Below are 18,289 nucleotides of genomic sequence, written 5' to 3'. Positions count from 1 at the left end.
GACTATCGCGTGCTCAGTTATCCGGTTTCCGCCAGAGGCGATTGTCATAGGGAATTGGCGAATAGTCGTGCCACTGGGCGAGTTTCTTGAGATAGCGATTGCGATAGCTCTGCTCGTCTTCGAACTCCACGTTCTCGAACACGGATTCCGCGCCTAGCTCGTAATAAAGATCGAGATTGCTGAGATCCGGCACCGGCGTCTCGCCGCGTTCGCATTCGCCCTGCATTTGCCAGAACAGCTCTTCCAGACGGCGCGCCAGAGCGGGAATATCCCGCAATACGCTGGTATCCCGCTGCCGGGCGATCGATTCTCTGACCTCCAGAAGCTTCTTCCGGTCGCGTTCGAAGCCGATGGCGCGGGCGACATAGTCTTCCGGCGAAGAACAAATCATTTCCGGAACACCCGCTGCGGTGACGATGCTGCCGCAGAAGCGCGCCGCAAATGTCTTGCCGGACATGGTGAGGACGGGCAGGCCGGATGTTATGGCGTCCGCGGCCGTGGAGTGAGCGCCATAGGGGAACGTGTCCAGAAACAGATCGGCAACGCCGATACGGGCGATGTGCTGCGGGTTCGGAACCTTCGGCGCAAAGACGAGCCGGTCAGGTGAGACGCCGCTTTTTTCTGCGATGGCGTGCAGGTGCTGATTGACGTCTTCATCGCCCGCCAGCAGCCACAACAGGCTGCCCGGCGTCTGCGACAGGATCGTCATCCATCGCGCAAAGCAGCTTTCGGTAATCTTCTGCATGCCGTTGAAGCTGGCATAGACGAACGCATCTTCCGGCAATCCGACCTCGGCCCGGCTTGGCCGGGCGGCGATGGGCCGCTTGCGGTCGAGCGGCTGGTCACAGGCGATACGCAGGACCTTTTCGGAGTAATAGATGTCGTTCTCCGGCGGGATCATGTAACCGTCCGAAATCAGGTACTGATGGAACGGGCTTCCCATCGATCCGGGGTAACCGCAGAAACTGACGATGACCGGCGCGGGGCGATAGGCGAAAATCTTCGTGCGCGCGTCCTTGGTGTAGCCGTTCACGTCGATCAGAATATCGATTTCGTCGGAGATGATCTGCGATGCCGCTGCGGCATCGTCCAGGCCGTGGATATCCCGCCAGCAATGGACTGCTGCCTTGATCCGCTCCTGCGTGCTGTCCGTGTTGCGGACATTACCGCAATAATAGGCGAAGACCTCAAGGCTGTCCTTGTCATGCAACTCCAGAACCTCGCAGAGAGCGAAGCCCACGGCGTGATCGCGAAGATCCGACGATAGGTAACCGACGCGCAGCCGCTCACCGGTTCCGGATTTTAGCTTCGGCGACCTGCGCGGAAAACGGCTGAGGTCCGGCCGCGTGCCGACCACCGTTTTGCTGTAGCGATATGCCTTGGCCAGCTGGAACATCGGATCGTCGGCATAGCAGCTCAGCGTCAGCGAGGACATCGCATCGAGCATCTTGCGGGCGGGGACGTGGTTTGAAGGAGCAAGCACCGGCCACTTGCACTGGCGCTGCCGCAACGACACCCAGTGCTGGCCTGCCTCCGGCAATTCCGGCCGCAGCTCGAATGCCTGCAGCAGAGCGGTTTCAGCGTCCTCGAGCTTTCCGGCGCCTTCGAGAACCCGGCCGATGTTCTGCAGGGCCATATGCCGGTGGCCAATCGCTTCGGCGTCGAGGTGCTTCGTCGTTTCGGCATAATGCGACCACTGTTCCACGGCCTGACCGATCAACCCGCTATCTTCGAGGACACGACCGAGATTGATGTAACCGGGAGCGAATTGCGGATTGGCCTTCAAACAGGCGCGGAACGCCTGCACAGCGCCCGCACGGTCGCCAAGCTGGCTGAGCGCAACGGCATAGTTGAAATAGGCAAGATGAATGACGGGATTGTTGTCGTTGAACGCAACCCAGGTCTTGTAGAGTTCCGCAGCCGCGGCTCGCTGACCGGCGGCACTGAGCGCTTCGGTTACGCTCAGCAGATCCATGAGACTCATCCGTTGGTTCCGCGCAAGATCAAGGGCGCTGGGAGCGGCGGCGTCGTTTGAAGGTGAGACGGGATTGGCGGTCATGACATCCTGCGGCAAGCGACAAAGGGTCGAAGATAAGAACAGCCTGTTGATGGGCCGTCCTTAGCTATCGCAGGTAACTTGCCTGTGGCTGGATGTGTTTGAAGCGGGGTTGCTTGCCCGGATCAGCCGGTGGCGTGGCCGAGGGAAGTTTCCTCCCGATCAGGCGTCGGCTTCCGAGAGATTGATGCTGTCATGCCGCAGTAAGGGTCGCTCTCATGTCTAGCGATGAGAGTATTTCATCCTGTAGCTCGCCAGCGCGATCGACGGGTTGATCCGATAGACACTGTCGAAGTCTTCATCTGTAAAGTATTGATATGAATGTGCGACATATTCGCGGAAAAGACCGTGCAGGTCCTGCCGCATCTGCTTGGCCGCCCATTCCAGCAAACCCGCCTTGAAGACGATGAAGATCGGGTAATATTTTGCCCTGAAGATCGGATTGTCCAGGAAAAGCTTCTCGATGTCTTTCAGCGCCGCGAACATCTCAAGCCGGCGCTCGTCGAACGTGCTCGTATGCTGCTCCCGCCCCGGGACGAGGCGGTGTGTTGTCAGGCTGGTGTTAATGGCCAGAAACCGTCCGGCATTCATATAGGCCGCCCAATGCGGCAGGATATCTTCGTTGATCCGCGCCGTGGAGAAACGCCAGTTCGTCCGGCGAATGAAAGATGTCCGCAGTATCTTGTTCCATGGGTAATTGATCGTCACCAGGAATTGCGCGGTCGAGTCGAGGTCGATCATTGCGCTGTCGCGGCTGCCGAGGACGCTATCCCAGATATTCTTGTCGATAGGCGGCATTTCGCCGGCAGGGCCATCGGCCGTTCTCAGCACGCTATATCTGAATGCGGCGACATCGATATTCGTCTCATCCATCAAGGGCAGAACGGTATCGACGGCTCCCTCATGCAGGAGGTCGTCAGCATCGTGAAACAGGCAATATTGGCTGTCGATGGTCGCCAGCGCCCTGTTGCGGGCAACGCCCGGCCCGGTGTTCGTTTCGCTGCGCATCAGCCTTATATTGGCGTGCCGCGCGATGTATTGCTCGACGATGTCGCAGGTATTGTCGGTGGAGGCATCGTCGACGACGACGATATCCATATCGGTTTCATTGCGCAGAACACTGTCGAGTGTCTCGCCGATAAGACTGGCCATGTTGTAGGCCGGGATGATGACGGATATTTTTGCCATGACGGATACTGAATGTCCTCTGGGGCATTCTGCAATTAAAATGTTACGACGCGGCCTGAGCCGCGTCGTAGGTTTTGTCGGGTCGTTTAAGGCTTATACTGCCTTGTAGGCTTTGATGACCGCCTCGACCTGTGCATCGTTCATGACCTTCAGCTGCTGGGCCGAGAGCGCACCGGCCTGGCTGCTGCTGAGACCAGCGATGGCAGCGGTGGAAAGGCCTGCGATGGCATTGGCGCTGATGGCCTTGATCTCGTCGGTCGAGAAGAGGCCCAGTTCAGTGCTGTTCAGGGTCGCGATCTGCGCGGAGCTGAGGCCGGAGACCTGATCGGAGTTGAGAGCTGCGATCTGGTCGGTCGACAGGGCTGCGAACTGCGTCGAGGAGAGCGCTGCCGCCTGTGCTTTGCTGAGGGCGGCGACGTTGCCGGTGCTCAGCTTGGTGGCGTCGATGCCGGCGAGAGCCTTGGTGCTGATGGCCTTGATCTCGTCGGTCGAGAAGGTGGCAAGGCTGTCGGAGGACAGAGCGTTAAGCTGCGTCGAAGACAGGCCGGCGATCTGGGTTTTGGTCAGAGCGGCGGCGTTTTCAGTGCCGAGACCGGCCAGGGTAAGACCGGAGATGGCGTTGGCGCTGATGGCCTTGATCTCGTCGGTCGAGAACAGAGCCAGTTCGGCGCTGCTCAGGGTCGCAATCTGAGCGGAGCTGAGACCGGATACCTGTTCGGAACCGAGGGCCTTGATCTGATCGGTCGACAGGGCTGCGAACTGTGCAGAGGAGAGCGCTGCTGCCTGTGCTTTGCTCAGGGCGGCGACGTTGCCGGTGCTCAGCTTGGTGACGTCGAGGCCAGCAAGCGCCTTGGTGCTGATGGCCTTGATCTCGTCGGTCGAGAAGGTGGCAAGGCTGTCGGAGGACAGAGCGTTAAGCTGCGTCGAAGACAGGCCGGCGATCTGCGTCTTGGTCAGCGCGGCAGCATTTTCAGTGCCGAGACCAGCCAGGGAAAGGCCTGCGACAGCATTGGCGCTGATGGCCTTGATTTCGTCGGTCGAGAACAGAGCCAGTTCGGCGCTGCTCAGGGTCGCGACCTGAGCGGAGCTAAGACCGGAGACCTGCTCCGAGCCGAGGGCCTTGATCTGGTCGGTCGACAGCGCTGCGAACTGTGCCGAGGAGAGTGCCGTGATCTGCGTTTTGCTCAGGGCGGCGACGTTGCCGGTGCTCAGCTTGGTGACATCGAGGCCGGCAAGCGCCTTGGTGCTGATGGCCTTGATTTCATCGGTCGAGAAGGTGGCAAGGCTATCGGAAGTCAGGGCGTTGAGCTGTGCCGAAGACAGGCCGGCGATCTGCGTCTTGGTCAGTGCAGCGGCATTGTCGGTGCTGAGAGCAGCGAGCGCTGCTGCGGAAAGGCCGGCAACGGCGTTAGCGCTGATCGCCTTGATTTCATCGGTCGAGAACAGAGCCAGTTCAGCGCTGCTGAGGGTCGCGACCTGCGCGGAGCTGAGGCCGGCGACCTGATCGGAGTTGAGGGCCTTGATCTGGTCGGTCGACAGGGCTGCGAACTGTGCCGAGGACAGGGCCGCTGCCTGTGTTCTGCTCAGGGCGGCGACGTTGCCGGTGCTCAGCTTGCTGGCGTCGAGGCCGGCAAGGGCTCTGGCGCTGATGGCCTTGATCTCGTCGGTGGAGAAGGTGGCAAGGCTATCGGAAGTCAGAGCGTTGAGCTGCGTCGAAGACAGGCCAGCGATCTGCGTTTTTGTCAGGGCAGCGGCATTTTCGGTGCTGAGAGCAGCGAGCGCTGCTGCGGAAAGACCGGCAATGCCGTTAGCGCTGATCGCCTTGATCTCGTCGGTCGAGAAGAGTGCCAACTCGCTGCTGCTCAGGGTCGCAACCTGCGCGGAGCTGAGGCCTGCAACCTGATCGGAGTTGAGGGCCTTGATCTGGTCGGTCGACAGGGCTGCAAACTGTGCGGAGGACAGTGCTGCGGCCTGTGTTCTGCTCAGGGCGGCTATGTTTCCGGTGCTCAGCTTGGTGACGTCGAGGCCGGCGAGGGCCTTGGTGCTGATCGCCTTGATTTCATCGGTGGAGAAAGTGGCAAGGCTCTCGGAAGACAGGGCGTTCAGCTGTGTCGAAGACAGGCCGGCGATCTGCGTCTTGGTCAGGGCGGCGGCGTTTTCAGTGCCGAGACCAGCCAGGGAAAGGCCGGCGACAGCATTGGCGCTGATGGCCTTAATTTCATCGGTCGAGAACAATGCCAGCTCGCTGCTGTTCAGGGTTGCGACCTGAGCGGAGCTGAGACCGGCGACCTGATCGGAGTTGAGGGCCTTGATCTGGTCCGTCGACAGGGCTGCGAACTGTGCCGAGGAAAGCGCCGAAATCTGCGTCCTGCTCAGGGCGGCGACGTTGCCGGTGCTCAGCTTGGTGACGTCGAGGCCGGCGAGGAGCTTGGTGCTGATGGCCTTGATCTCGTCGGCGGAGAAGGTGGCAAGGCTATCGGAGGACAGGGCGTTAAGCTGCGTCGAAGACAGGGCGGCGATCTGAGACTTTGTCAGGGCGGCGGCGTTTTCGGTGCTGAGAGCAGCAAGCGCTGCTGCGGACAGGCCGGCGATGGCGTTGGCGCTGATGGCCTTGATCTCGTCGGAGGAGAAGAGTGCCAGTTCGCTGCTGTTCAGGGTCGCAACCTGTGCGGAGCTGAGACCGGCGACCTGAGCCGAGTTGAGAGCCTTGATCTGGTCGGTCGAGAGGGCGTCGATCTGGCTGGTATAAAGCGCCGTAACCTGAGACGCCGACAGGCCGCTGATCTGAGCGGAGCTCAGCTTTGCGATCTGGGTCAGCGTCAGGCCCTTGAAGGCGCTTACCGAAATGGCCCGGAGATCTTCAGAGCTGAAAAGAGCAAGGTTATCTGTGCTCAAAGAAGCGATCTGAGACGACGAGAGGGCCTTGATCTTGGTGCTGTCCAGCGCATTCACGTCTTCCGAGGTTAGGCTGGCGATCGTGGAGGTGGAAAGCTTGGAAATCTGCACAGCAGACAGTGAGGAGAGAATCGAAGTCATGAACGTGTCCTTTACCGGATGGCGACTGGTCACGCCTATCTGCTGCCAGACACTGCCCGTGATGACAGCGGTCCGACATCCGCAAATAAAGCGAAATTGTGGAGAACATGGCTCATGTGAACCTGCGCTGGAAACGCATCATGCAATTCGAGCCGGAGAAGGGGGCCCGGATTTTCCACGCTAGCTTGTGCGAATGCCGCTTAATAATTTCTGCCGCTTAAGATTTTCGCGACGTGCGTGTCATATCAGGCCAACATTTAAAGCCTAGTTAATATTTGGAGGCGGTGCATTTTATTCTTGATGTTTGCGTATCTTAGAGTCTTATAGAGTATAAAATTACGAAGCTAACTATCGATTCGATCAGCTTCCACTGCGGGCAATCAGACGTGACCGCTCCCGGATAAGTAGTATCCGTTTGGAGGGGCGAGAGCGCAAGGGTTTGACCGTTATTTTCGTCTAAAACTGTCCCGCGATTCTTGCCGGGAGCTGACCCACCTATGTAACGGCTGCCAGAATCGGACAATGCTTTGCTTTGTCGCCTTTATTTCGGGTGCCGTGTAGTTGTTTTTTTTGAAACGGAAGCTGTTATTCCGGTTTCCGGGCCACGGCAATGCTTCGGACGGGCGGGCACGGGTCGAGCGATGATTCGGCGATGTGTCTATGGGGGAAAACGTGTGTCCAACGCGCGATGACCCGCCATCAATGACGGGCTGGTTTGGTTTGACCCAGCTGACCTGGTAAGACTCAATCCCCGGTATCAGGCATGATGGCGCAGGGCGTCGATTATTACCTTCATTGCCGGAGACATCTGACGCCTGCTGGCATAATAGAGGTGATAGCCGGTGAAGGGCGCGCTCCAATTGTCCAGAGCCGCCTGCAATCTCCCCTCGGCGATGTGCGCCTCGACAAGGTCTTCCGGAACATATGCAATCCCGTAGCCTTTCATCGCCGCGTCGATCTGGGAGATCGATGAGTTGAAGCTGAGTTGCCCGTCAACTCTGACCCGCAGTTCCCGCCCGTCTTTTTCAAACTCCCAGGTGTAAAATCCACCCCAGGTAGCTTGACGCGTATTGATGCAGACATGGCCGACCAAATCCTGGGGTGTGGCAGGGACGCCGTGTCTGGCGAAGTAGTCCGGCGAAGCCACGGCCCGGAGACGCCAGTCCGGACCGATCCTGACGGCAATCATGTCCCTGTCGACGCTCTCGCCCAGTCGCACGCCGGCATCGAAGCGTTCCTCGACAATATTGCGCATGCCATTGTCGCTATAGAGTTCGACATGGATGTCAGGATAGTTGGTGAGCACGCGGCTCAGCTTCGGCCAGACGGTCGTTTGCAGGGCGTGATCGGACAATGTGAGGCGCACGGTGCCTGAGGGTTTTTCACGAAAGGCGACGAGGTTCGCCAGGTCCGCCTCGATCCCCTGAAATCGCGGAGCGATGGACAAAAACAGGCGCTCGCCGGCTTCCGTGGTGGCCACGCTGCGTGTCGTCCGCGTCAGGAGCCGCACGCCCAGCCGGGCTTCCAGCTGCTTGATTGTGTAGCTCAATGTCGACTGCGATGTTCCAAGCGTTGCCGCAGCCTTTGTGAAGCTCCGCTCTTTAGCAACCTCCATGAACCAGAGGAGATTCTTCATGTCCTCTCGCTGCATCAAACCTCCCTGATTAATATTGAATTTCGATAAGTTCATGCGGATTAGCACGGATTGTCCGCAAAGTCGCCCGGCAATATCTTGCCGCCATTGAAAGAAACCGGGATTTTAGTGGGATCTGGGCGAATGGCACTCACTTATGACGAAGAGATGGGCAGCAGGCGCGCGGCATGGAGCGCCGTGCTTTGCATGACGCTCTGCGCCTTCGTATTGATCGCTTCGGAATTCATGCCCGTCAGCCTGCTGACGCCGATCGCCGCCGATCTCGGTGTTTCGGAAGGTAATACGGGGCAGGCGATCTCCGTCTCCGGCATCTTTGCGGTCATCACCAGCCTGTTCATTGCCGGCCTGACCCGGCGGCTCGACCGGCGCGTTGTCGTGCTCGGCCTGACGGCGCTGCTGATATTGTCCGGGATCGTGGTCACCCTTGCACTGTCTTTCCCGGTTTTGATGCTTGGCCGCGCCTTGCTCGGCATTTCGATCGGCGGCTTCTGGTCAATGTCCACCGCCATCGTGATGCGTCTCGTTTCCCATGCTCAGGTGCCGAAGGCGCTTGCCCTGCTGAATGCCGGCAATGCGGTTGCGGCAACGGTTTCCGCCCCGCTCGGCAGCCTGCTGGGCGCCTATATCGGCTGGCGCGGCGCCTTCTTTCTTGTCGTGCCGATCGGCCTGCTTGCACTCCTATGGCAATGGATCGTCCTGCCGGAACTCCCGCCGCGGCGCGACCGCGCATCCACGAATGTCTTCAGGCTGCTTGGACGTCCAGCCGTCGCAGCGGGCATGATCGCGATCCTGCTGTTATTCATGGGCCAGTTCGCACTTTTCACCTATCTGCGGCCCTTTCTCGAACAGATCACGCGGGTCGAAATCACGGTGCTGTCACTGCTGCTGCTGATTATGGGATTGGCCGGGGCGGTTGGAACATGGGTCATCGGTCGACTGCTGCAACGCCGTCTCTTCAGCATTCTTGTGGTCATTCCGATGATGATGGCCGGTATCGCGCTCTCCATGGTCGTCTTTGGCGAAGCGGAACGTCCAGTCGTCGCCGCCCTTGTCGGCTGGGGTTTTCTTGGAACCGCCGCACCGGTTGGCTGGGGCACCTGGCTGAGCCGCATTCTGCCCGATGATGCCGAGGCCGGCGGCGGCCTGCAGGTTGCGGTCATTCAACTGGCGATCACAGCGGGGGCCTCGATCGGTGGAATTTTATTCGACAGTTTCGGCTGGTGGTCCGCCTTCACGTTGAGCGCATTGCTGCTCTGCGGCTCCTCGCTTGCGTCTTTTATCGCCTGGCGGCTGGCGCGGAGGCCATCATGAATGTTCGCCCGCTGGTTCCTGCCCGACGCACCCTGCTGGCGATGGCCACTGCGTTCATCTTGCCCGGGCGAGCCCTCAGCAAAAGCGGTGCCGACAATCAGGAGAAGACCGATTTGAAGATCAAACTGACTTTCGGAAAATACACGATGATGGCGACGCTCTACGACAATCCGTCGGCGCGCGATTTTGCATCCATGCTTCCGCTCGATCTCAAGATCGCCGACTTCGGCTCCAACGAGAAGATCGCCTATCTCCCTCGAAAGTTGACAGTCGAAGGCCATGGCCCGTTCGACAACGAGCGGCCTTACGACCTCTGTTATTACATGCCCTGGGGCAATCTCGCGATGTTCTATGCCGACTACAGGCATCCCGGCCTCATCCGGCTGGGACGCTTCGATCAAGGCTATGAAGCGCTTCATATCCCTGGGGAATTTCCGCTGCGCATTGAACGCGTCCATTGAACCGAACCACAGGAGTTCCCAGCATGAGCAAGCCAATCGAAACGAGTGAAACCTGCAATACCGGCAGGCGCAACCTGATGAAGGCAACGGGCATCGCCGTCGCCGCAATGGGCATGGTGCAGGTGGCGGGTGCGACACAGGCCTTCGCCCAAACCTCTTCGTGGGACAAGGTCTTCCCGAAGAGCAACAATGTCGACCACCAGAAGGTCTCGTTCAGGAACCGATACGGCATTACCCTGGCAGGCGACCTCTACCTGCCAAAGAACCGCGGAGCTGCGCCTTTGGCTGCTCTTGTCATCAGCGGTCCCTTTGGTGCCGTGAAGGAACAGTCGTCCGGCCTTTATGCACAGACCATGGCAGAGCGCGGATTTGCCGCGCTGGCGTTCGATCCGTCCTATACCGGAGAAAGCGGGGGTGTGCCCCGAAACGTCGCGTCGCCGGATATCAATACCGAGGACTTCAGTGCCGCGGTCGACTATATCGGGCTGCAATCCTATGTGGATCGCGAGCGCATCGGCGTCATCGGCATCTGCGGCTGGGGAGGCATGGCGCTGAATGCCGTCGCGGTGGACAAGCGCGTGAAGGCAGTCGTGGCCACCACCATGTATGACATGACGCGGATGATGTCCAAAGGCTACAACGACAGCGTTACCCTCGAACAGCGCACGCAGGCGCTGGAGCAGATGAGCCGGCAGCGCTGGCAGGATGCGGAAAAGGGAAGCCCCGCCTATCAACCCCCTTATAACGATCTCAAGGGTGGCGAAGCGCAGTTCCTGATTGACTATCACGACTATTACCGGACGCCGCGTGGTTACCATGCGCGTGCCGTCAACTCCGGCAATGCCTGGACGCAGACGACACCCCTGTCGTTCATGAACATGCCAATCCTGACCTATATCGCCGAAATATCGCCGCGCCCGGTGATGTTCATCCATGGGGAAAAAGCGCATTCCCGCTATTTCAGCGAGACCGCTTTCGCTGCGGCTGCCGAACCGAAGGAGCTCGTGATCATTCCGGATGCCAACCATACGGACCTTTATGATCGCGCCGACAAGATCCCGTTCGACCGGATCGCCGCCTTCTTCAACCAGCATCTGGCGTAGAAGACGACCATAAAACGTCACGGCAGCCGTGGCTGTTGCCAGCCTTTGCTGCCGTCACATTATTTCATGCCTCAGGCCGGCGCGCTCGTGCGCGTCGGCAGTGTCAGGCTGCCGGCTCTAATCCAGCATCACCATATGCGCCGGCAATTGTTCTTCGAAAAATTTCGAGAAAGTCGCAATGCGGGGTGGCAGCGCCTGATAGGGCGGATAATAAAGCGTCAGCCAGAGTTCGGGCGGCGCCCAGCCGGGCAGCACATGAACGAGCCGGCCGCTATGGATATGTTCGGCGATATTAAATCCTGGCAGCATGGCCACACCGGCGCCTTCCGCCGCCATATCGGCCAGAACCTCACCGCTATTGGCGCTGAATGCGCGGCCGGCCGAGATGGCGATGCTCGATCCGCCGTCCGACAGCACCCAGTTCTCCCGCCGGCTTTCACCGCTATAGGCAAGGCAATCGTCAGGGGTCAGTTCGCTCGGATGTCCCATCTGCGTAAACCGGCTGCCCGGGGCCGCACCAATATTCTTGGCACGGCCCTGATCTTGCGCCAGATGGTGAATTTGTCCGATGGGGCCGACGAAATGCGGATCGCCAGATCGTAGTCGTCATCCACGATATTGATCAGGCCGTCCGAGAGCGAAATCTCGAAGCACATTTTCGGATAGAGTTCCCGGAACCCGGACAGGATCGGCGGCAGCACCGTCTTGCCGAGCCATGTCGGCGCGCTGATCCTCAGACGCCCCTCATCGGCCTTATGGGCGTTGCGGACATCGCGCCGGGCGTTCTCCAGCGCCTCGACCGCCGGCTGGATCTGTGCGGCGAAGACGGCGCCGTCGGTCGTCAACGACACCTGGCGGGTGGTGCGGACAAACAATTGCACACCCAGATCATCTTCAAGCGCGGCAATCGCACGGGTGACGGCAGCCGCCGTCATGCCCAGTTCGCGGGCGACCTGCGCGAAGTTGCGCTTTTCGGCCGCCATCAGAAAGGTTTTGAGAGCTTTATGATCGTTCATCGCCATTATTTCAAAAATCGCAATTCATTCGAGAAAAATATTGCAATTCCGCGATGCAATCAAGCGGGTTACATCTTTGTCCATCGAAACGGACACACCGAAGACGAAAGGCGCCGACGATGATCAAGGATATCAAGGGCCTGCACCACGTCACCTCCATGGCGTCGGATGCGCGGCAGAACAACAGTTTCTTCACCGATACGCTCGGCCTGCGCCGGGTGAAGAAAACCGTCAACTTCGACGAACCCAGCGTCTATCACCTTTATTACGGCGACGAAAAGGGAACGCCCGGCACGGTCATGACCTATTTTCCCTTCGCCAACATGATGGCCGGCCGTCCCGGCGTCGGCGAAGTGGGCGAGACGCAGTTTTCCATCCCGAAGGGTTCGCTGGGTTTCTGGAAAGAGCGTCTCCTTGCCAAAGGCGCCGCCGGCATTCAGGCCGACACGGTCTTCGGCGCCAATCGCCTGCGCTTCACCGGTCCCGATGGCGATGGCCTTGCACTGATCGAAACAGGCGATGACGCCCGTGCTGCCTGGCTGGCCGAGGGAATTTCCGAAGACAACGCCATACGCGGTTTCACCGGCGCACGTTTTAATTTGCATGACACTGCCGCAACCGAAGAACTGCTGCGTTTCATGGGTTATGAGCGGACTGACGTTGAAGGCAATGTGACGCGCTTCGTCATTCCCGGCGGCAACGGGGCAGATACGATCGATCTTGCAGCCTTGCCCAAGACACCCTTTGCCCGGTCGGGAGCAGGCTCGGTCCACCATATCGCCTTCGCAGTCGAAAACCGCGAGAAGCAACTGGAAGTGCGCAAGGCGCTGATGGATACGGGTTATCAGGTCACCCCCGTCATCGACCGCGATTATTTCTGGGCGATCTATTTCCGCACGCCGGGCGGCATCCTGTTCGAGATCGCCACCAATGAACCCGGTTTCGACCGTGACGAGGATACCGCGCATCTGGGCGAAGCGCTCAAGCTGCCGAACCGCTACGAGCCTTTCCGCAATCAGATCGAGGCGAACCTTGCGCCGCTTGCGGCATAAAGCGGATCTCTGATCCGCATCCACTGACCAAGATAGATCCTCGCTTTTCAAGACGGCTGCCCCTGCCGGGGAGCCGGCCGGCGAAGCCTTCTCAATTTCCACCGCCGCAGATCGGCAACCACCACCTGAACGGAGAACTGAAAATGTCTAAGCTCGAAGTCCTTACCCCCGCCAACAGCCAGCTCATCTTCATCGACCAGCAGCCGCAGATGGCTTTCGGTGTGCAGTCTATCGACCGGCAAACCCTGAAGAACAATGTCGTCGGCCTCGCCAAGGCGGCAAAGATTTTCAATATCCCGACGACCATCACCACGGTCGAAACGGAAAGCTTCTCCGGCAACACCTTCCCGGAGCTGCTCGCGGTCTTCCCGGAAAACGACATTCTCGAGCGCACCTCGATGAATTCTTGGGATGACCAGAATGTCCGCGATGCGCTGGCGAAGAATGCGGCGGCCGGCCGCAAGAAGATCGTCGTCTCCGGCCTCTGGACGGAAGTGTGCAACACCACCTTTGCGCTCTCCGCGCTCCACGATGTCGCAGACTACGAGATCTACATGGTGGCGGACGCCTCCGGCGGCACCTCTGTCGATGCGCACAAATATGCCATGGACCGCATGGTGCAGGCCGGCATCATTCCCGTCACCTGGCAGCAGGTGCTGCTGGAATGGCAGCGCGACTGGGCACGCAAGGAAACCTATGACGCCGTCACCTCGCTGGTGAAGGAACATTCCGGCGCCTACGGCATGGGCATCGACTATGCCGTCACCCATGTCCATGGCGGCGAAGAGCGCGTCAAGCACGGCAAGCGCATCGGCCCCAACCCGGCCAAGAAATAAGCTTTCAACCGCGCCGCGCCGGCAGGATCGATATCCAGCCCGGTGCGGCTTTCACCCATCGAGGAGGTTCCCATGAAAGTCTATCTTCTGTCCCTCGGCGCCGGCCTGCTGGTCGGCATCGTCTACAGCCTGCTCAATGTGCGTTCTCCCGCACCGCCCGTCATCGCTCTCGTCGGCCTGCTCGGCATCCTGGTTGGGGAGCAGATCATTCCTTTCGCGAAGACGATCGCCGGCAAGGAACCGGCCGTCGTTTCGTGGATCAACCAGATCAAGCCGCACATGTTCGGCCATATGCCGAAGGGTGGCGCTGAAACCACGGGTCTCGCCGAAGTCAAACAGCCGACCGAGCGGGAGAGAAGCTGATGCCGACACGACGCACCTTCCTTGGCGCGGCTTCGAGCCTTGCCTTTCCGAATCTGTTTTCACCGGCTAAGGCCGCTGATCCCATCAAGACCGGAGGTTCTTCCATGCATCCAGATACGATCCTGCACAATGGCCGCTTCACGACGCTCGACCGCGGCAATCCGAATGCAACGGCAGTCGCCATCAAGGACGGCCTGTTTCTGGAGGTGGGAAGCGATGCCGAAGTCATGGCCCTTGCCGGGCCGGACACGAAGATCATCGACCTGAAGGGCAAGCGGGTTCTGCCCGGCCTGATCGACAACCACACCCACGTCGTGCGCGGCGGCCTGAACTTCAACATGGAACTGCGCTGGGACGGTGTGCGCTCGCTTGCCGATGCCATGGACATGCTGAAGCGTCAGGTGGCGATCACCCCGGCGCCGCAGTGGGTGCGGGTCGTCGGCGGCTTCACCGAACATCAATTCGTCGAAAAGCGCCTGCCGACCATCGAGGAGATCAATGCGGTAGCGCCGGATACGCCGGTCTTCCTGCTGCATCTTTATGACCGGGCCCTACTGAATGGCGCAGCCCTTCGCGCCGTCGGCTACACGAAGGACACGCCGAACCCGCCCGGCGGCGAGATCACTCGCGACGCGAACGGCAATCCGACCGGCCTGCTGCTCGCCAAGCCGAATGCCGGCATTCTTTATTCGACGCTTGCCAAGGGGCCGAAGCTGCCGCTCGATTATCAGGTCAATTCCACCCGCCACTTCATGCGTGAGCTGAACCGGCTGGGTGTGACCGGCGTGATCGATGCGGGCGGCGGCTTCCAGAATTATCCTGATGACTACGAGGTGATCCAGAAACTGTCGGATGAGAACCAGATGACGGTTCGGCTGGCCTACAATCTCTTCACGCAGAAGCCGAAACAGGAGAAGGAAGATTTCCTCAACTGGACGTCATCGGTCAAATACAAGCAGGGCAACGACTATTTCCGGCACAATGGCGCAGGCGAAATGCTGGTCTTTTCCGCTGCCGATTTTGAGGATTTCCGCCAGTCGCGGCCGGACATGCCGCCGGAAATGGAAGGTGAGCTCGAAGACGTCGTCCGGATTCTGGCGGAAAACCGCTGGCCGTGGCGTCTGCACGCCACCTATGACGAGACGATTTCGCGGGCGCTGGATGTCTTCGAAAAGGTCAACCGGGATATCCCGCTCGAAGGCTTGAACTGGTTCTTCGATCATGCCGAAACCATCTCCGACCGCTCCATCGACCGCATTGCCGCCCTCGGTGGCGGCATCGCCACCCAGCACCGCATGGCCTATCAGGGCGAATATTTCGTCGAGCGTTACGGTCAGGGCGTGGCGGAAGCCACACCGCCGATTGCGCGGATGCTGGAAAAGGGCGTGAACGTTTCGGCCGGCACGGATGCAACGCGCGTCGCCTCCTATAATCCATGGGTGTCGCTGTTCTGGATGGTGACGGGCAAGACGGTCGGCGGCATGCAGCTTTATCCGCGCGCCAATTGCCTCGACCGCGAGACGGCGCTGCGCATGTGGACCGAAAAAGTCACCTGGTTCTCGAATGAGGAAGGCAAGAAGGGCCGCATCGAAAAAGGCCAGTTCGCCGATCTCGTGGTGCCGGACAAGGATTATTTCTCCTGCGCGGAAGATGAGATTTCCTTCCTCACCTCTGAACTGACCATGGTGGGCGGCAAGGTCGTTTATGGCGCCGGCGACTTCAGAACGCTGGATGAAAGCAATATTCCGCCGGCGATGCCCGACTGGTCGCCTGTGCGAACCTTCGGCGGTTATGCCGCCTGGGGGGAGCCGCAGGGCGCTGGAAAGAACTCGCTCAGACGGGCTGCGATCTCCTCATGCGGCTGCGACAATGATTGCGGCGTTCACGGCCACGACCATGCCGGCGCATGGACGTCGAAATTGCCGATTGCCGATCTGAAGGGCTTCTTCGGAGCGCTGGGCTGCTCCTGCTGGGCAGTCTGAGCCCGGCCAGCAGAAAAATCCACCGGGCAGCGGATCGCCGATGCCCGGTGCACTCGAGAATATTGCGAAATACGCAATTATATCGAAACTATTGATGCAATTGTTGGCGATAATCCTTTGCGCCAATATCGCTCCATCAGATGAACGCAGCGCCGCTCGAACCGACCGGCCAGATCGCAGGAGCAGAAAATGACTGAGCCGTCTTCAACCCTTCGCCTTCGCGGGCTTCTCGCCGATATCGTTGCCGCACCCGCCACAAAAACCCTTGCGCTTCTGGCGCTCTGCTCGGCCTATATTCAGGGGCCGCTGACCAAGATCTTCGACTTCCCCGGCGCGATTGCCGAGATGAACCATTTTGGCCTTCAGCCGGCGGTCGCATTCGCTGTCGTCGTCATCCTGTTCGAACTCACCGCCTCCGCTCTGGTGGTGTCGGGATTCCTGCGCTGGGTCGGTGCTCTGGCGCTTGCAGGCTTCACGCTTCTCGCGACCTTCATCGCTCTCCGCTTCTGGGAAATGGCGCCCGGCATGGACCGCATGATGGCCACCAACGCCTTCTTCGAGCATCTTGGCCTTGCCGGTGCCTTCATCATCGTCGCCGCAATCGATCTCACGAAAGGAACAGGCAAATGAGTGCTGCAAAATCCTCCGCGAGCAGCTTTGCTCCCCTTGCACAACCGGTTTTCGCGGTCCTCTGGGCGGCGACGGTGCTCGGCAATACCGGCAGCTTCATGCGCGATGTCGCCAGTTCATGGCTGATGACCGATCTTTCGGCCTCGCCGGCGGCCGTCGCCATGGTTCAGGCGGCCGGAACCCTGCCGATCTTTCTTCTGGCGATCCCGGCCGGCGTGCTGACTGATATTCTCGACCGCCGCAAGTTCCTGATCGCCGTGCAGCTTCTGCTGGCCTCGGTCAGCGTCACCCTCATGGTTCTTTCCCATACCGGCCTGTTGTCCGTCAGCGCGCTGATCGGGCTAACCTTCCTCGGCGGTATCGGCGCTGCGCTGATGGGGCCGACCTGGCAGGCCATCGTGCCGGAACTGGTGAAGCGTGAGGATATCAAGAGCGCCGTGGCGCTGAACTCGCTGGGCATCAATATCGCCCGCTCCATCGGTCCTGCCGCCGGCGGCATCCTGCTTGCAGCTTTCGGGGCGGCATTCACCTATGGTGCCGATGTCGCAAGCTATTTCGTGGTCATCGCCGCGCTTCTATGGTGGCCGCGGGCAAAGAACGCCAATGATGCTTTGGCGGAAGGTTTCTTCGGCGCATTCCGGGCGGGCCTCCGTTACACCCGCGCCAGCCGGCCGCTGCATGTCGTCCTGTTGCGGGCTGCGATCTTCTTTGCATTCGCCAGTGCCGTCTGGGCGCTGTTGCCTCTGGTCGCCCGGCAATTGCTCGGCGGAGACGCAAGCTTCTACGGTATCCTGCTCGGCGCTGTCGGGGCCGGCGCCATCGGCGGTGCGCTGGTCATGCCGAAATTGCGCGACCGTTTCGATGCCGATGCCCTGCTGTTGGGTGCGGCTCTCACCACCGCGCTCGTCATGGCCGGCCTGTCCTTCGCGCCGCCAAAATGGCTTGCCATCGTCATCCTGCTGTTTCTCGGCGGTGCCTGGATCACGGCGCTGACGACGCTTAATGGCGCAGCCCAGGCGATCTTGCCGAACTGGGTGCGCGGCCGCGGTCTCGCCGTCTATCTCACCGTCTTCAACGGCGCGATGACAGCGGGCAGCATCGGCTGGGGTGCGGTGGGTGAAGCGGCGGGCGTGCCGGGCACGCTGCTCATCGGTGCGGCAGGCCTTTTCATTGCCGGTCTCGTCATGCACCGCCTGAAGCTGCCTGCGGGCGATGCGGATATGGTGCCGTCCAACCATTGGCCCGAACCGCTCGTGGCCGAGCCGGTAGCCCATGATCGCGGCCCGGTTCTGATCCTCATCGAATATAATGTCGAAAAACATCACCGCTCCGCTTTCCTGCATGCACTGGATGAGCTTTCCCAGGAGCGTCGCCGCGACGGCGCCTATGGCTGGGGCGTGACGGAGGACTCCGCCGATCCGCAGAAGATCGTCGAATGGTTCATGGTGGAATCCTGGGCCGAGCACCTGCGCCAGCACAAGCGGGTTTCCCACGCGGATGCGGATTTGCAGGGCAAGGTGCTGGCTTATCATTCTGGGCTGGAAAAGCCGGTGGTGCGGCACTTCCTCACAATCAACCGGCCGGGGAAGGCGTAAAACGGA

At 60.1% G+C, this 18,289-nt stretch carries 13 protein-coding genes and 1 pseudogene; 9 read left to right on the top strand and 5 right to left on the bottom strand.

The genetic code is table 11. The features are described from left to right. Positions 1-13: 13 nt before the first annotated feature. The 4 genes from L904_RS23100 to L904_RS23085 all read right to left on the bottom strand — a co-directional run bounded on the left by L904_RS23100 (position 14) and on the right by L904_RS23085 (position 7,931). Positions 14-1,975 carry a tetratricopeptide repeat protein gene (locus L904_RS23100; protein ID WP_035260209.1) on the bottom strand — a complete coding sequence of 654 codons (1,962 nt, stop codon included), beginning with the start codon at positions 1,973-1,975 and terminating at the stop codon, positions 14-16. 303 nt (positions 1,976-2,278) lie between these two features. After that, positions 2,279-3,244 (bottom strand): glycosyltransferase family 2 protein, encoded by a 966-nt coding sequence (locus L904_RS23095; RefSeq protein WP_020811331.1) that lies wholly within the window; start codon positions 3,242-3,244, stop codon positions 2,279-2,281. Between the two features lie 93 nt (positions 3,245-3,337). Beyond that, positions 3,338-6,280 (bottom strand): hypothetical protein, encoded by a 2,943-nt coding sequence (locus L904_RS23090; protein ID WP_059762671.1) that lies wholly within the window; start codon positions 6,278-6,280, stop codon positions 3,338-3,340. Between the two features lie 757 nt (positions 6,281-7,037). Then, positions 7,038-7,931 (bottom strand): LysR family transcriptional regulator, encoded by an 894-nt coding sequence (locus L904_RS23085; protein WP_031234086.1) that lies wholly within the window; start codon positions 7,929-7,931, stop codon positions 7,038-7,040. Between the two features lie 126 nt (positions 7,932-8,057). Between L904_RS23085 and L904_RS23080 the strand changes: the two genes are divergently transcribed. Genes L904_RS23080 through L904_RS23070 form a run of 3 tightly spaced genes read left to right on the top strand, consistent with a single transcriptional unit; the run spans position 8,058 to position 10,809 of the window. Next, complete coding sequence (locus L904_RS23080) at positions 8,058-9,245, top strand: MFS transporter (RefSeq protein WP_020811328.1); 1,188 nt, start codon at positions 8,058-8,060, stop codon at positions 9,243-9,245. Next, entirely contained in the window at positions 9,242-9,706 is a 465-nt protein-coding gene (locus tag L904_RS23075; RefSeq protein WP_020811327.1) for a cyclophilin-like fold protein, read from the top strand. Before L904_RS23080 ends, L904_RS23075 begins: the two co-directional genes overlap by 4 nt. Positions 9,707-9,729: 23 nt before the next feature. Continuing rightward, the gene (locus L904_RS23070; protein ID WP_020811326.1) at positions 9,730-10,809 is read left to right on the top strand and encodes an alpha/beta hydrolase; all 1,080 of its coding nucleotides are present in this window, start codon (positions 9,730-9,732) and stop codon (positions 10,807-10,809) included. A 117-nt stretch (positions 10,810-10,926) separates the two neighbouring features. Here L904_RS23070 and L904_RS23065 read toward each other — a convergent pair. Next, a pseudogene (locus L904_RS23065) lies at positions 10,927-11,825 on the bottom strand (LysR family transcriptional regulator). Positions 11,826-11,944: 119 nt separating this feature from the next. Here L904_RS23065 and L904_RS23060 point away from each other — a divergent pair. The 6 genes from L904_RS23060 (at position 11,945) to L904_RS23035 (ending at position 18,283) form a co-directional block, all read left to right on the top strand. Then, positions 11,945-12,877: a VOC family protein gene (locus L904_RS23060; RefSeq protein WP_003523923.1), complete on the top strand. Its 933-nt coding sequence runs from the start codon at positions 11,945-11,947 to the stop codon at positions 12,875-12,877. A 143-nt stretch (positions 12,878-13,020) separates the two neighbouring features. After that, complete coding sequence (locus tag L904_RS23055; RefSeq protein WP_020811322.1) at positions 13,021-13,713, top strand: hydrolase; 693 nt, start codon at positions 13,021-13,023, stop codon at positions 13,711-13,713. A 72-nt stretch (positions 13,714-13,785) separates the two neighbouring features. Continuing rightward, the gene (locus L904_RS23050; protein ID WP_003523921.1) at positions 13,786-14,076 is read left to right on the top strand and encodes a XapX domain-containing protein; all 291 of its coding nucleotides are present in this window, start codon (positions 13,786-13,788) and stop codon (positions 14,074-14,076) included. Then, complete coding sequence (locus L904_RS23045; RefSeq protein WP_020811321.1) at positions 14,076-16,058, top strand: amidohydrolase; 1,983 nt, start codon at positions 14,076-14,078, stop codon at positions 16,056-16,058. Before L904_RS23050 ends, L904_RS23045 begins: the two co-directional genes overlap by 1 nt. A 189-nt stretch (positions 16,059-16,247) precedes the next feature. Further along, positions 16,248-16,688, top strand: a complete 441-nt coding sequence (locus tag L904_RS23040) for a DoxX family protein (protein WP_020811320.1) — start codon at positions 16,248-16,250, stop codon at positions 16,686-16,688. Beyond that, positions 16,685-18,283, top strand: coding sequence for an MFS transporter (locus tag L904_RS23035; RefSeq protein ID WP_020811319.1), 1,599 nt, complete (start codon positions 16,685-16,687; stop codon positions 18,281-18,283). The genes L904_RS23040 and L904_RS23035 overlap by 4 nt, the downstream gene beginning before the upstream one ends. Positions 18,284-18,289 lie beyond the last annotated feature (6 nt).

This window comes from Agrobacterium sp. LY4, from assembly GCF_001526585.1.
In the GTDB taxonomy this organism is placed as follows: domain Bacteria; phylum Pseudomonadota; class Alphaproteobacteria; order Rhizobiales; family Rhizobiaceae; genus Agrobacterium; species Agrobacterium leguminum.
The sequence above is the reverse complement of the archived record's forward strand: the minus strand, read 5'-3'. Positions and strand labels throughout refer to the sequence as shown.